The 14580-nt window shown below is 57.3% G+C and carries 16 protein-coding genes; 7 read left to right on the forward strand and 9 right to left on the reverse strand.

Going from position 1 to position 14580, the window contains the following annotated elements; all coding sequences use genetic code 11:
• The first annotated feature begins 41 nt into the window (after positions 1-41).
• The 7 genes from ACR0MV_RS09595 (at position 42) to maiA (ending at position 6090) form a co-directional block, all read left to right on the forward strand.
• Positions 42-1664, forward strand: coding sequence for an FAD-dependent oxidoreductase (locus ACR0MV_RS09595; protein ID WP_480701965.1), 1623 nt, complete (start codon positions 42-44; stop codon positions 1662-1664).
• A gap of 5 nt (positions 1665-1669) precedes the next feature.
• Positions 1670-1858: a DUF2783 domain-containing protein gene (locus ACR0MV_RS09600; RefSeq protein ID WP_480701966.1), complete on the forward strand. Its 189-nt coding sequence runs from the start codon at positions 1670-1672 to the stop codon at positions 1856-1858.
• 19 nt (positions 1859-1877) lie between these two features.
• A complete protein-coding gene (locus tag ACR0MV_RS09605; RefSeq protein WP_480701967.1) occupies positions 1878-2912 on the forward strand; it encodes a TRAP transporter substrate-binding protein in 1035 nt (344 codons plus the stop codon).
• A gap of 3 nt (positions 2913-2915) precedes the next feature.
• On the forward strand, positions 2916-3464 hold the full coding sequence (locus tag ACR0MV_RS09610) for a TRAP transporter small permease (RefSeq protein WP_254439157.1): 549 nt from the start codon (positions 2916-2918) through the stop codon (positions 3462-3464).
• On the forward strand, positions 3461-4777 hold the full coding sequence (locus ACR0MV_RS09615) for a TRAP transporter large permease (RefSeq protein WP_170464426.1): 1317 nt from the start codon (positions 3461-3463) through the stop codon (positions 4775-4777). Before ACR0MV_RS09610 ends, ACR0MV_RS09615 begins: the two co-directional genes overlap by 4 nt.
• A gap of 46 nt (positions 4778-4823) precedes the next feature.
• Positions 4824-5369, forward strand: coding sequence for a VOC family protein (locus ACR0MV_RS09620; protein ID WP_480701968.1), 546 nt, complete (start codon positions 4824-4826; stop codon positions 5367-5369).
• An 88-nt stretch (positions 5370-5457) separates the two neighbouring features.
• The gene (maiA, locus tag ACR0MV_RS09625) at positions 5458-6090 is read left to right on the forward strand and encodes a maleylacetoacetate isomerase (RefSeq protein WP_480701969.1); all 633 of its coding nucleotides are present in this window, start codon (positions 5458-5460) and stop codon (positions 6088-6090) included.
• A 219-nt stretch (positions 6091-6309) separates the two neighbouring features.
• On the opposite strand, the gene ACR0MV_RS09630 is transcribed toward maiA, so the two are convergent.
• The 9 genes from ACR0MV_RS09630 to ACR0MV_RS09670 form a co-directional block, all read right to left on the reverse strand.
• On the reverse strand, positions 6310-6762 hold the full coding sequence (locus ACR0MV_RS09630) for a MarR family winged helix-turn-helix transcriptional regulator (RefSeq protein ID WP_170464428.1): 453 nt from the start codon (positions 6760-6762) through the stop codon (positions 6310-6312).
• A 161-nt stretch (positions 6763-6923) separates the two neighbouring features.
• Positions 6924-7652: a metallophosphoesterase family protein gene (locus tag ACR0MV_RS09635; protein ID WP_480701970.1), complete on the reverse strand. Its 729-nt coding sequence runs from the start codon at positions 7650-7652 to the stop codon at positions 6924-6926.
• A gap of 118 nt (positions 7653-7770) precedes the next feature.
• A complete protein-coding gene (locus ACR0MV_RS09640; RefSeq protein WP_480701971.1) occupies positions 7771-8580 on the reverse strand; it encodes an aldolase/citrate lyase family protein in 810 nt (269 codons plus the stop codon).
• A 14-nt stretch (positions 8581-8594) separates the two neighbouring features.
• Complete coding sequence (gene hpaH, locus ACR0MV_RS09645) at positions 8595-9395, reverse strand: 2-oxo-hept-4-ene-1,7-dioate hydratase (protein WP_480701972.1); 801 nt, start codon at positions 9393-9395, stop codon at positions 8595-8597.
• Positions 9392-10246 (reverse strand): fumarylacetoacetate hydrolase family protein, encoded by an 855-nt coding sequence (locus ACR0MV_RS09650; RefSeq protein ID WP_480701973.1) that lies wholly within the window; start codon positions 10244-10246, stop codon positions 9392-9394. The genes hpaH and ACR0MV_RS09650 overlap by 4 nt, the downstream gene beginning before the upstream one ends.
• On the reverse strand, positions 10243-11640 hold the full coding sequence (locus tag ACR0MV_RS09655; RefSeq protein ID WP_480701974.1) for a pyridoxal phosphate-dependent decarboxylase family protein: 1398 nt from the start codon (positions 11638-11640) through the stop codon (positions 10243-10245). Before ACR0MV_RS09655 ends, ACR0MV_RS09650 begins: the two co-directional genes overlap by 4 nt.
• 87 nt (positions 11641-11727) lie before the next feature.
• Positions 11728-12570, reverse strand: coding sequence for a 3,4-dihydroxyphenylacetate 2,3-dioxygenase (gene hpaD / locus ACR0MV_RS09660; protein WP_170422374.1), 843 nt, complete (start codon positions 12568-12570; stop codon positions 11728-11730).
• Positions 12571-12660: 90 nt separating this feature from the next.
• Positions 12661-14169, reverse strand: a complete 1509-nt coding sequence (hpaE, locus tag ACR0MV_RS09665; protein ID WP_170422377.1) for a 5-carboxymethyl-2-hydroxymuconate semialdehyde dehydrogenase — start codon at positions 14167-14169, stop codon at positions 12661-12663.
• Positions 14166-14555: a 5-carboxymethyl-2-hydroxymuconate isomerase gene (locus tag ACR0MV_RS09670; RefSeq protein ID WP_170422379.1), complete on the reverse strand. Its 390-nt coding sequence runs from the start codon at positions 14553-14555 to the stop codon at positions 14166-14168. The genes hpaE and ACR0MV_RS09670 overlap by 4 nt, the downstream gene beginning before the upstream one ends.
• Between the last annotated feature and the right edge of the window lie 25 nt (positions 14556-14580).

Below are 14580 nucleotides of genomic sequence, written 5' to 3' on the forward strand. Positions count from 1 at the left end.
TCCAATCAAAGAGAAACGCGCGCAGCCAGAGGACAAAACAGATGTTCGATGATCGATACACCCTTGCCTACAAGCGTTATCCCTACAAGAAGTCGACCGATCAGGATGCAGCGACTCCGGTACGCCACCCGGTCGTTGTGATGGGCGGTGGCCCGGTCGGTGTCGCCACAGCGCTGGACCTTGGGCGTCAGGGCATTCCGACGCTGGTACTGGATGACCACGAAGGTGTGGGCATGGGGTCGCGTGCCATTTGTTTCGCCAAGCGCTGCCTTGAGATTGCAGACCGCTATGGGTGCGGAAAACCGATGGTCGACAAAGGCGTCGTCTGGAACCTTGGCAAGGTCTTTCACAAGGATGACCAGGTATTCGAATTCAACCTTTTGCCCGAAGAAGGGCATGAATACCCCGCTTTCATCAACATGCAGCAGCCCTATTTTGAAAGCTATCAACTCGATCGCTTCGAAGACCTGCAGAAACAAGGCGCGCCGATCGAAATTCGCGGCAAGAACCGTGTGGATGCGGTCAAAGTTCACGACGACCACGTCACTCTCTCCATCATGACGCCAGACGGCCCTTACACTCTGGAAGCAGACTGGCTGATCGGGTGCGATGGAGCGTCCTCACCTCTGCGGACGATGCTGGACCTGAATTTCACAGGCAAAGTCTTTCAGGACAGTTTCCTGATTGCCGACATCAAGATGAAGAACGACAGCTTTCCGACCGAACGCTGGTTCTGGTTCGAACCGTCCCATGGATCGGGCGCCTCTACCCTGCTGCACAAGCAGCCAGATGACGTTTGGCGCGTGGATTTCCAGATCGGATGGGACGTCGACCGCACCGAAGAAATGAAGGAAGAGAACATCCGTCGTCGTCTCGACGCGTTCCTGGGGGACGGTGTTGAATATGACATGGTCTGGTCATCCATCTACACGTTCCAGTGCAAACGAATGGACAGCTTCCGTCATGGCCGCGTTTTCTTTGCGGGCGACGCGGCGCATCAGGTGTCCCCATTCGGCGCACGCGGTGCAAACTCTGGCATGCAGGATGTCGATAACCTCGGCTGGAAACTGGGCATGGTCATACGTGGTGAAGCCCCCGAAAGCCTGTTGGAGACATACGACGCCGAACGTATCCACGGAGCGGACGAGAACATCCTGAATTCGACCCGGTCGACCGATTTCATCACTCCGAAAACCGACGCGAGCCGCACGCTGCGCGATGCCGTTCTTTCCCTATCGCAAAAGTATGAGTTTGCGCGCCCAATGGTGAATTCAGGGCGCCTGTCGGTTCCCTGTACATATGATGGATCGCCGCTCAATTCGGCGGATGCCTTGAACGGCCCGTCGCGATCTCGTCCCGGCTCGGTCTGCCCGGATGCTCCGCTGGGCGACGACTTCCTTCTGTCCAAACTGGGCGACAAATTCGTCTTGATGACCATCGACGCAGAAGCGCCCGACTTGATCGAAGAAGACGGTATTCAAGTCACGCGTCTGGCCCTGTCGGTCAAGGATGACAAAACCGGTGCCCTGAAAAAACGGTATCTGGGTGAGGCTGATTGCGCGGTTTACCTGATCCGTCCGGATCAGCACGTAGCTGCCCGCCGCCCCAGCTTTGACGAGAACTCAATCCGCGCATCCATCCGACGCGCTGTCGGTAAGGAGTAACACCCATGACTGACTTGATCTTGACCCCGAACATCGACGGTGTCGACGATTTCTACGCTGAGCTTCTGGCCGCTCATGAGGGGTTGGAGAAAGCCGAAAGCGATGCATTGAACGCCCGCCTGGTCCTGGTTCTGGCCAACCATATCGGCAACCGCTCGGTTCTGAGCGAGGCGATCAAAACTGCCGCGAATTAATCCATTTAGGGAGGATACCATGAAACTGAACTTTAAAACCCGTGCGCTCGCATGCGTTGGCGCGACAACCATCGCCCTCTCGTTTGCCACGACCGCGATGGCCGAGACGACGCTTGCCCTGTCCAGCTGGCTACCGCCGCGCCACCCGATCGTGACAGGCGCGATCAAGCCCTGGGCGAAACAGGTTGAAGAAGCCACAGACGGTCGCGTGACTGTCCGCGTTCTGGCCAAGCCACTCGGCCCGCCACCTGCGCACTATGACATGGCCGCTGACGGCATTGCCGACATCACCTACGGCCTGCATTCCTTTACCACAGATGACCGTTTCACCCGTTCGCGCATCGGCCAGTTCTCGTTTATTGGCGACGATGCCGTGGCGGGCTCCAAGGCGTTCTGGAACGTGTATTCCGGCCCGTTGGAAGCGCAGAAAGAGCATGAAGGCACCAAGCTTTTGGGGCTTTTCGTGCACGGCCCGGGCATGTTGCACAACAATGTGCGCAAGATCGAGACCGCGGAAGATTTTGCTGGTCTGAAAATCCGCGTTCCGGGTGGATACATCTCTGATCTCATGTCAGGCATGGGCTCCACCACGTTGTTCATGTCCTCGGGCGAGGTCTATGAAAAGCTGTCGCGCGGCGTGATCGACGGGGTGACCTTCCCCTACGACGCCCTTGCCGCCTTCAAACTGACCGAAGACGTCAAATACACAATGACTGTGCCCGGTGGTCTATACAACACCACGTGGTTCATGGTGATGAACGAGGACAAGTGGAACGAAATCTCGGCAAAGGACCAGGCCGCCATCGAGGCGATTTCTGGTGAAGCGTTTGCCGCACTTGTTGGCGAAGCCTGGATCGGCGCAGACGAGAAAGGCAGTGCAGCCGCAGAAAAGGCCGGGATCGAAGTCTACGAAGCCCCGGCTGCTGTTTTGGACACGATCAAATCCCAGGCTGCAGATGCCGAAACCGCTTGGTCCGAAGCGATCTCGGCGGACGGCTACGACGGAGCGGCGGCCTTGGAAGAACTGCGCAAGCAGGCAGGCGTGGACTTCTGATCCATGGAGCGGCTTCGCCATCGTTTCCCCGACCAGCCCCCGGAAGAGGGGCTGGATATCGGGCTGCTACTCGACAGATCACTTGGTGCCGGTGCCGCTCTGATCCTGTTTTGCCTTATCCTCATCACCTGTGTGGACGTGATCGGGCGTTACTTTCTGAATGCACCTCTGACAGGTGCATTCGAACTGACTGAAATTCTTTTGGCGGCCCTGGTGTTCCTTGCTCTGCCATTGACGACTGAGCGACGGGAGCATGTCGAGGTCGACCTGCTGAACATGGCCCTCGGCAAACATGCCCAGCGCCTGCTCTCGGCGTTTGCCGGGCTGTTTTCGGCGGCATTGCTGGCCACTTTCTCGTGGCGGCTTTTCACCCATGCGGCCAAGGCGGCCCACGACGGCGCGGTCAGTAACGCGCTGGAAATTCCGCTGGCTCCATTCGGCTATCTCGCTGGCGTGTCCTGCATGGTTTCCGCCTTCATTGCCTTTCTGCGCGGTCTGCAGCCGCCAAAAGAACGCAACACCGATAAGTCCACGCCGGAGGCTCTGCCATGATTGAATCCCTGATTGGTTTTGCCGTCCTTCTTGGGCTGATCCTGTTGCGGGTTCCGATTGCCTTTGCCATGGCAGCTGTCGGAGGCTTTGGCTTTGCCTATATGCGCGGCTGGGAACCGGCCTGGGCAATGACAGGCCAAGTGGCCTTCGACACCGCGCTATCCTACAGCCTGTCGGTCATTCCGCTCTTTATTTTCATGGGCAATGTCCTGGCCGGATCTGGTGTCGCGCATGGCCTTTTTGCGGGCGCTGATCGCCTGTTCGGCAGGCTGCGCGGTGGGCTTGCCATGGCGTCAGTGTTCTCTTGCGGTGGGTTTTCCGCAGTGTGCGGGTCCTCGTTGGCAACGGCGGCAACCATGTCCAAGGTTGCCATGCCCTCGATGCGCAAGTTTGGCTATGATGACCGGCTCGCGACCGGCTCCATCGCTGCCGGAGGTACGCTGGGTATTCTGATCCCACCCTCGGTGATCCTGATCATCTATGGGCTGTTGACCGAAACAAACATCGCCAAATTGTTCATCGCCGGTATCATTCCGGGTATCATCGGTGTTCTGCTGTATCTCGGCGCAGTGATGGTTGCAGTTCGCGTGAACCCTGCCCTCGCACCCGAAGAAGAAAACACCGAACCAATGAGCCGAACCGATCTGGTTGGTGTCTTCTGCGTTCTGGGTCTGTTTCTGTTCATCATGACCGGGATCTACGGCGGGTTTTTCACCCCGACCGAGGCGGCCGGTATGGGCGCAGGAGCTTCGGTGCTGATCGCGGTGGCCTTGCGGACTATGACATGGAGCGCATTCTTCACGGCAACTATGGATTCCATCCGCGCGACCGCGATGATCTTTGCGGTCATCATTGGCGCGGAACTCTTCACTAATTTCATCAACTTCGCCGGACTGCCCGATGCTCTGTCCAGTTTTGTGATCGACAACGAAATGCCGGTCTGGGCCGTAATCGTGTTCATCATTGTGGTCTACATGGTGCTCGGCTGTGTGCTTGAAAGCCTGTCGATGATCCTACTGACGGTGCCGGTCTTCTACCCGCTGATGTTCGAGCTGGAATTTGCAAACGAGTTGCTGCTTGACCCCGAGAACGCACTGATCTGGTTCGCCATCGTCGTAGTTGTCGCGACCGAGATCAGCCTGATCACACCACCGGTCGGCATGAATGTCTTCGTGCTCAAAGGCGTTCTTCAGGACGTTTCTCTGGCCACTATCTTCAAAGGCGTCCTGCCCTTCTGGATTGCTGACATCGTGCGGCTGACGCTTCTGATCCTCGTTCCCTCACTATCGCTTTGGTTAGTGGGGCTGATGTGAACCGCGCGACCCCATTCAATCTTGCCTCTCAAGAAAGGAGGACACGATGAAAATCGAGAAAATCCACCACGTCGCCTATCGCTGTAAAGACGCCAAGGAAACCGTCGAGTGGTATGGAAAGATGCTGAACATGGATTTCATTCTGGCCATTGCCGAAGACCATGTTCCCTCGACCCACGAGCCGGACCCCTACATGCATCTGTTCCTGGACGCAGGTGATGGTAACGTGCTGGCGTTTTTTGAACTACCAACAAAACCTGAGATGGGCCGCGATCCGAATACGCCGATCTGGGTGCAGCACATCGCGTTCAAAGTCAAAGACCGCGCCACACTGATTGAATTCAAGGAGCATCTTGAAGCCAACGGCGTCGAAGTTCTTGGGGTTACCGACCACTCGATCTTTCACTCGATCTATTTCTTCGATCCATCGGGCCACCGGATCGAACTGGCCTGCCCTGATCCGGACGAAGAAGCCATGCTGGCACGAATGGACGAAGTGAAGTGGTTGATGCTGGAAGACTGGTCAAAAACCAAGAAAGCACCCAAGCACGCAGATTGGCTGCACGCCAAAGAGCTTAACAAAACCGCTTGATGCACTGCCCGCGGCGGATACCCGATCCGGCGCGGGGCCAGACTACAAAGGTACCTCCGCAAAACACCAGAAGGGACTGGGGAAGGTCATGAAACTCTACTCTTATTGGCGTTCTACGACCTCATACCGGGTTCGGATTGCCCTGAATCTCAAGGGGCTCAGCTATGAGATCTGCCCCATCAACCTGGTCGCCGGAGAGCAGAAAGCACCCGACTACACCGCCCTCAACCCTGGCAAAGGTGTTCCGACACTTGACCTCGGGGATGGCACGCTTTTGACCCAGTCTCTGGCGATCATCGAATACCTGGACGCCACGGTGCCCGAACCTCAGCTGTTGCCGACAGACCCGCTGCAGCGTGCTCGCGTACAGGCTGCAGCTCAGACCATAGCGATGGACATCCACCCGGTGAACAACCTCCGGGTCATGTCATACCTCAAGGCCAATGAAGGGCTGACCACGGACGGACAACTTGAATGGTTCCACCATTGGATGACCGAGGGGTTTGCCGCCTATCAGGCCTTGTTGCCCGAGGGCACGACGTTCAGCTTTGGGGACAGCCCCGACCTCGCCGATATTTGCCTTGTTGCTCAGCTCTATAACGCGCATCGCTGGGGCGTTGATATGTCCCCCTTCCCTCGCCTTCTTGAAATTGAAGAACGCGCCCTTTCCCTTTCGGCGTTCGACGGCGCACGTCCGGAAAACCAGCCCGACGCGACCTAAAGATCCAGGCATGTAGTTCTTCCTTTGTGGGGCGGAGGCGCGATGTCTATCGCGACCAATCCTGCCCGAGCCTTCTGAAAGGCAATTATACCCGAACCCTTTCGCAGCAAGGCCCAAGGCGACAACTGACGTATGGGATTTGGCGATTGCAGCGGTACTCTGCGCGGGGCGCACGATCTGCAAAAACAGCAGCAACTTAGGTCGGCGCGCCCCGACCGGTCAGTTAGTTTTCGCCACTTTCATCAGCGCTGAAATACCTTTCTCCAACGCTTCACGATCTTCGGGAGACATCGCATCGAGCATGCGGTTGGCGCGTTCCTGAACCTTTGGCTCCAAATGCTGAAATTGGCGCACCCCTTCTGGCGTGCAGCGATAGACACGAATCCTACGGTCTTCGTCTGAAATCTCACGAACGATAAGCCCCTTTTCATCAAGGCGCTTTGCAGCCCGGCTGACTTGTACTTTGTCCAGTGTTGATCGATGGGCGAGGTCCAGTGACGTCATGCTCTTGGCATTTGCCAGCAGGAACAACAATCGCCATTCCTCTCGCGACAGACCCAATTCACGCTCATAGACGTCCGTCAGATTTCTCGAGAAAGCTTCGGACGCCACAGCCAATCGGTATGGGAAAAATGAATCTAGCTGCATACTCTGCCAAAGATAATTCAGCATGGTTTCATCTGCAACGATTTGTTTTTTTCGCGCGCCCTACGCAAAGCTTTGATCCAATTTGATCGGCACTATCAGAATGAACTGGCGTCGATCATGCCCAGAAATAATGGCCCCTCGATTCATCGCTGGATCAAGCCTCCAAACAAAACTATCGAAACAAATCAGGGCGCGAGCAGTTTGCGACCTTGTGCCTCCAGCGTCCAACACTGAGTTCCTTCCAGCACCACTGCGGTCAGCGCGTGCTCGTACCCCGCTCCGGTATCAATATTGACGCGATTGCCACGATGTTCCGGCGCGGGCACGTGGCTGTGCCCGTGTACGATCAACCAAGGGTATTCCCCTGCGTGATCCAAAAACTCATTGCGTATCCAGATCAGGTCGTCGCGGTCTTGTTGGTCCAATGGTATGCCCGGTCGAATACCAGCGTGAACGAACAGCACGTCCTCGGTCAGGTGGAATGGTTGTAGGTTGCTCATAAAGTCCAGATGTGCCTGTGGCACGACCTGTTTGGCTTGCGCGTGAACCTGATAGATCCGGTCCCCGTCCTCGACCCCTACCCCGTAGGACTTCAACGTCTCAACGCCGCCAATCCGGGGATGAAGCCAGTGATAGCCGACAAGCAGACGGGCATCGTTGCGCGGATAGTCCTCTAGGAACATCGCGTACATCTGGTCGTGGTTCCCGCGGAGAAAGGTCCAGTTTTTGCCCTCGGCCTGCCCATGGATCAGAAGGTCAAGAACGTCTCGGCTATGGCCACCTCGATCAGTGTAGTCGCCAATAAACACCACCTTGGCGTCTGGGCCACCGTCGCGTTCAATCCGCGTCAGCGCATCTTGCAGCATCTCCAACTGGCCGTGAATATCGCCGATGGCGTAGATTGGTTCTGGCATTATCTCCTCGCGTCGCATCGCGCACTGGGCTGGCTAATGGGTCCACTCGATCTCAAAGTCTTCCCTAAAAGCAAGACGGGACAGGTGGGTTTCGATTACTTCTTGCCGCTTTGTTAAGTCACCCCGAGGTCTCGGCAGCGCCGGATTCGACCTGTTCCGCTAGCAAGCTCAACCCTGTTTGGGCAGCTTGCCGCATCGCCTTCGCGAACAGCGTGACATCAATATCGGTCGCGAGGAAAGTGACCCCCAACTCCAGACACTTGCGCTGCATCGCTGGATCCAGCGTCAGGATGCCCGCTGCCTTGCCAGCCGCAACGATACGTTGCAGCGCGTCCAACACCGCTTCGACGACTTCGGGGTGGCCGGCATTCCCGATATGCCCCATGTCCGCCGCCAAGTCCGCCGGTCCGACGAAAACGCCATCCACATCCGTGGTCAGAATGTCATCCAGAGCCGCCAGACCAAGGCGGTTTTCCACCTGAACCAAAAGACAAACCTGCTCGTCTGCCGTTTTTAGATAATCAGGAATGGCGGCAAACCGAGATGCACGCGCCAAGGAGGAGCCCACACCCCGGACCCCGTGAGGTGGATACCGAACAGCCCGCACCAATTCCCGCGCCTGATCACCGCTTTCCACCATTGGAACGAGAATGCTTTGAACCCCGGCATCAAGGTACTGTTTGATCATCCAGGTCTCGCCAATTGGCAAGCGGGCGACTGCAGCGCTGCCCGATCCCTCGATCACCCGCACCTGTTCAAGGATCGAACGCAGATCGTTTGGCGCGTGTTCACCATCGACCAACAGCCAGTCAAAATCCGCCGTCGCGGCGATCTCGGCTGTGTAGGCGTTGGCCATTCCGATCCAGCAACCGATCTGTGGATGCCCCGCCATAAGCGCTGCTTTAAATAAGTTCTTTGGCGCAGGCATGTACAGCGCTCCTTTCAGGCAAAATTGATATCGACCGAGCCGAACGGCCCAAAATCTGCGTGGATTTCCGTGCCCGGCGGGCATTCGACGGGGCGGATAAAACTGCCGGACAAGATGATCTGTCCCGGTTCGATGCTCTGACCATATTGCGCCATTCGGCGCGCAAGCCAGACAACGCTTTCGATCGGGTCGTTCAATACACCCGCCCCCAGACCGGTCTCTTCGATCTCACCATTGCGGAAGGTCAGCGCGCCGACCCAGCGCAGATCAAAGGCGTCGACCGCGTGGCGTTCCGCGCCCAGCACAATGCCTGCATTGGCAGCATTGTCGCTGATTGTATCGTAGACGGTGCGCGCATTACCACTTTCGGAGTCTACACGCTGAATGCGGGTGTCCAGAATTTCGATTGAGGGCGCGACATAGTCCGTGGCGGCGACAATGTCTTCGCGCGTGACGTTTTGCCCGCCGACAGAGGATTTCATAACAAAGGCAATCTCGGCCTCGATCCGTGGCTGAATGAAGCGACCGGCAGGGACCGTACCGCTATTGGCAAAAGCCATGTCATCGAACAGTATGCCACTATCGGGAATGTCAATGTTAAGCGCGTATTGCATCGCCTTCGAGGTCAGGCCGATTTTCCAACCTATGACCTTGCGGCCTTCCGCCAGTTTTTGCCGGTAGATCGCATTTTGCACCGCGTACGCATCATCCATCCCAATCTCGGGGTGGCGCAGGCTCAGCAGACCGATCTGCTGTCCCGTGCGTTCCGCTTGCAGCAGATCGGCCGCGGCGCGGGCGTGATCTTCGGGCGTCATGGCTGCTCATCCTCGACCGTGTTTCGCAGCGTCCCAATGCCGTCGACCGAGACCTCAACAACGTCTCCGGGGGCGAGGTATTTCGGCGGATCAAATCGCGCTCCTGCCCCGGTGGGTGTTCCGGTGACGATGATATCCCCCGGTTGCAAGGTCATGAAGGTCGAGATGTACTCGATCTCACGCCGGATCGGGAACATCATGCGGTTCAGGGTATCGTCCTGTCGCAGCTCACCATTCACATGGGTCTGAATGCGGGCCGCATCCAACTGGGCCGCGTCGGTGAACGGCACCAGCCACGGGCCTATCGCACCGGAATTATCCCAGTTTTTACCTTGGGTTACGTTGAACTTTGCATGCCGAACCCAATCTCGGATCGTACCTTCATTGCACAGGGTCAGAGCCGCGATATGGTCGTATGCGTCCTGTTGCGAAATCCTGCGACCGGGCTTGCCGATCACAATGGCCACTTCACCCTCATAGTCCAGCGTGTGGTTTTCCGGAGGCCGGATCACCGGGCGGTCATGCCCTGTAAATCCGCTGGCAAAGCGTGGGAACAGAGACATGTATTTCGGTTGCGCGCTGCCGTCTTTGTATTCCGCATTCCGGTCCGGGAAATTCACACCGACACAAAGGATACGGCGCGCGTCCGGCATTACCATCTCATAGGTAAAATCGGTATGTGTGACAGGCTTCCCCTCTGCCGCGCTGATCAGTTGATCAAAGGCTCCGGCGGAGATCACCGCGTAGAGACTGGCATATTCGGGAAAGGCCTCATTCAGCGCGATTGCACCGCTATCGGTGATTGCCCCGAAATAGGTGGCTCCATCGGCGGTAAAGGTTGCGAACTTCATGCAAGTGTCTCCCAAACCTCTTGAATGACATCTGCGGCCATCAGCACGTCGTCCCGCGTTGTATCGAATTGCCCGACCTGAAAGCGGATGATTTTGCGACCGTCGAACAGGCCCTGCGTCAGGTAAATCCTGCCGTCGTCGTTCAGCGCGTCCACCAACCGTTGCTGCATTTCATCATCGCCGGGGCAGCGGAAGGAAAACAGGCTGAGGATCGGGGCGGTCGTGATCTCGAACCCCTCCATCGCCTCTATTTTCTGAGCGACTTCATTGGCCCAGGTCACGTGATTTCGGATACGCGCGCGCAGCCCGTCCAGCCCATAGGACCGCAACAAGAACCAGATTTTCAACGCACGGAAGCGGCGGCCCAGCGGGATCGTCCACTCGGAATAATTTGTGACTTCTGCGCCTGTGGTCTTCAGGTATTCAGGCTCGATTTTCAGGGTGTTGAGCTGCGGTGTCGCGTCTTTCAAAAACTGGATCGCGCAGTCAAACTGTGCCCCCAGCCATTTATGCGGGTTGAACACGATGCTGTCATAGCGCTCGGCCCCAGCCCACAGAGCCTCGCGGAATTCGGGGCAAATCATGGCGGACCCGGCCCAGGCAGCGTCCAGATGCGTATAGAGGTCGTACTTGGCAGCGATATCCGCTACGTCCTCCAGATCATCACAGGCACCGACACCTGTGCCGCCGGTGATCGCGATGATCCCCGCGGGGACGTGCCCGTCCGCGATATCGCGCTGGATTGCGTCCTCCAGCATGTCGGGGTCAATGGCAAATGTCTGCCCTTGCGTGGGCAGCTTTACCAGATTGTCCTGTCCAATACCGGCGACCCAGCAAGCGCGATCAATCGACGAATGCACCTGGTCCGAGCAGTAGATGCGCAAGGCCCCCTTAGCATTCAGCCCCTGTCGATTGCCGGTAAAGCCGGTTGCGCGCTCCCGCATAGTCAGGACCGCCGACAACGTGGCCGAAGACGCGCTGTCCTGAATGACCCCTGTCATGCCCTCTGGCAAACCAAGAGCCTGGCGCAGCCAATCGACCATGACGCCTTCAACTTCGGTTGCGGCAGGAGAGGTCTGCCACAACATGCATTGCGCGGCGATTGTGGTGACCAGCATCTCCGCCAACATAGATGGCGGTGCGGCATTGGCTGGGAAATACGCGAAAAAGCGGGGATGCTGCCAATGCGTCATCCCGGGCATCACGATCCGCTCAAAGTCGGCCATGATGGCTTCCATCGGCTGTCCCGTTTCCGGCGGCGATGGTTCAAGCTGACTGGAAATGTCCCCCGGTGCAGTCTGTGCCCGAACCGGGCGTTCTGACAGCGTTTGATGGTAGTCGGCGGCCCACTTGGATATCTGCTGCCCCCACTCTGCAAATTCGTCCCAGTCCATACCTTCGCTTTCCTTTACCGCAATCGTCGATCAGGATTGATCGTCGCGGGTTGTGTCTCATTGAGTTTGTATTGAGTTGCGCCGGCTTCAGACCGAAAAGCTGATGTTTGCCTGACCCGTTCCCGAGCTGCCAAAGTAGGGTGTGTAGATATCGATCTCGCCCTTGTAGCTCCCCCAACCAAGCGCGCCGAACAAAAGCGCGGTGTCGTTCATCGCGCACTCTCCTGTGCATTTTTTGGCATAGTCGGGAAGTAGCTCCAGGAATTCTTCAAACCGCCCCTGCTGCCATAGTTCGATGACTCTCAGGTCCATCTGGCGATTGAACTCACCGTTTACAGCGTTCAGGCCGTCGACCGAGCGTTCGTTTGGCGTGAAATCATGGCTCAGCGAGCCAGATGCCAGGATCGAGACATTTCGATCCGAGCGCCGGATACCTTCGGCGATTGCCTCGCCCCAAACACGGTTCTCCTGAATCGATGAGAACTGATTGACAGCAACAGGCAGCACCCGCGCGTTGACCCCGTCATTGATGAAATGCATCGGCAGCAGCGTGCCGTACTCCATGCCCATGTCGGGATGCGAATGGCCCAAGGCCCGTTCCCCGCGCTCGCGCAGCACGTCGAGAATGGTTTCGCCCAGTTCGTGATCGCCTTGGTAGTCGAATTGCATGTCCGCCAGCATGTGCGGCAGCTCATGACTGATGAAACGCCCCTTGTGGTGCGCTTTCGTGTTCAAGTGAAAACCCTGATTGGTGATCCAATGGGTGTCGAAGATGACAAACGTATCGACCTTGCGATCAATCGCATCCTGACGCAGGCGTGCATACCCATCGATGGCAGGTTGCCGGATGCCTTTGTACTTTGGCATCGTATGGGACATCCAGATGCTAGGCACATGCGTGATTTTCGCGGCCTGTACGATCTTTCCCATGACAGTTCCTCCTTATTGCGATGGGGATAGCCCGGACTTCACGGGCTGAGTATAGGATACCCGGCCCGATTGCGGCACCGGTACCCCACATCATTTGCCCAACTGAGTGATCTTGTGCTGACCGGTGGCGAAACCAATGTGCTTTTGCTCCATATAGAACTCGAACGACCAATCACCGCCGTCCCGCCCGATGCCGGACGCTTTGACGCCGCCGAAAGGTGTTGGCAGGTGGCGGACGTTTTCCGAGTTTACCCAGATCATTCCCGCCTCCAGCCGATCCGTAAAGCGCAGGGCGCGCGTCAGGTCGTTCGTCCACACATATCCGGTCAGCCCGTAGGGCGTGTCGTTTGCTGTTTGCAGCGCCTCTTCTTCTGTCGAGAACGGAATTGCAGTCAAAACCGGGCCAAAAATCTCTTCGCGCGCGATGCGCATCTGGTTGTTGGCATTGGTAAACAGCGTTGGACGAACGAAGTAGCCCTCGTCTCCAACCGTCGTTCCACCTGCGGCTATGGTTGCACCATCTTCTTTCGCGATGTCGAAGTAGCTGGTGACCTTGTTAAAGTGCTCCTCGGTCACCAATGGTCCGATCTCGGTCGTCGGGTCCAAAGGATGGCCAACCTTGATCTTGTTCACCCGCTCGACCAGCTTGGCCTCGAAGGCTTCCTTGATCGTGTCCTGAACCAGAAGGCGTGAAGAGGATGTGCAGCGCTCGCCGTTGATCGAGTAGATCATGAAAATCACGGCATCCAGGGCACGGTCCAAATCGGCATCATCGAACACAATAACCGGGTTCTTGCCGCCAAGTTCAAGATGGTTACGCTTGAGCGTATCTGCCCCCTGCTTGGTGATCAGGCTGCCGGTGCGGCTTTCGCCGACAAAGGCAATCGCACGGATTTTTGGATGCTCGCACAACGCCTTACCGGCCTCTTCGCCGAACCCGTTTACCGTGTTCAAAACACCTTTGGGCAGCCCAGCCTCTTCGGCGATTTCCACCAGCAACCGGGCTGTGAGGGGGCTGGCTTCGGCTGGCTTGTGAACAACCGTGCACCCAGCCGCCAGCGCGGGCGCGATTTTCCACGTGGATAGCATGAACGGCGTGTTCCAGGGGGTGATTACGCCAACTGGACCAATCGGCACGCGTGTTGTGATGTTCATCAGCGTCGGCGATTTCAAATGCTGGCCGTCCCGCGCTTGCACGACCTGATCCGCGAAATACCGAAAGTTCTCGGCCCCGCGCAGCGCTGCCTTGGACATAAACTTCAACGCCTGGCCAGTATCCCAACACTCGCACAGGGCGATTTCTTCGGCCCGCGCCTCGATTGCCTCGGCCACGCGGATCAAGATCTTGCGCCGTTCGGTTGCCGGCATGTCACGCCAATCTGCAAAGGCATCAGCTGCAGCATTGGCTGCGGCGTCGATATCGTCCGAGTTACCTTGGGCCACCTCGCAGATCACGCTCTTGTCGACAGGAGACGTGTTCAAGAACCTGCCTGCGGCCCCTTCCCGGTCCTCACCTGCAATACGATTCTTTATGCCGTCCTTCTGAAAACGCGCCAGCAGCCCGTGCAGCTTTTCAATGTTCTGCTCCAAAGTACTCATTTCGGTTCCTCCAGATGGTCGCGGATTGTGCCGCATTTCGGGGAAAGCTTTGCATCGATCTCACGCAGTTCGGACGACAATGCGATCGAGTGCGTTTTCATTGCGGGTGCCAGAAAAGTGCGCGCAGTTTCAAACAGATGCTCGATGACTTCCTGCTTGACCGCGTCACTCCGGCCCTCGCGCAGGCGTACCGAAACATCGACAAACCCGTGTTTGGCATCGCCATCCGCAATCGAATAGTGATCAACGCGTGTCGCGCGCACACGCAACCCCGGCAAGGGCAGTGCGTCCAGCCCGGCTGCAGATTGCCTGAGGGCATCGCACAGCCCAGCCATGTCCACCACGTGCTCAAGGTTTCCCGAATACTCGATGTGGATGTGCGGCATGGCTCTACCCATCTTTACTTGCGAT

It is taken from the genome of Ruegeria sp. BC3, from assembly GCF_056539265.1.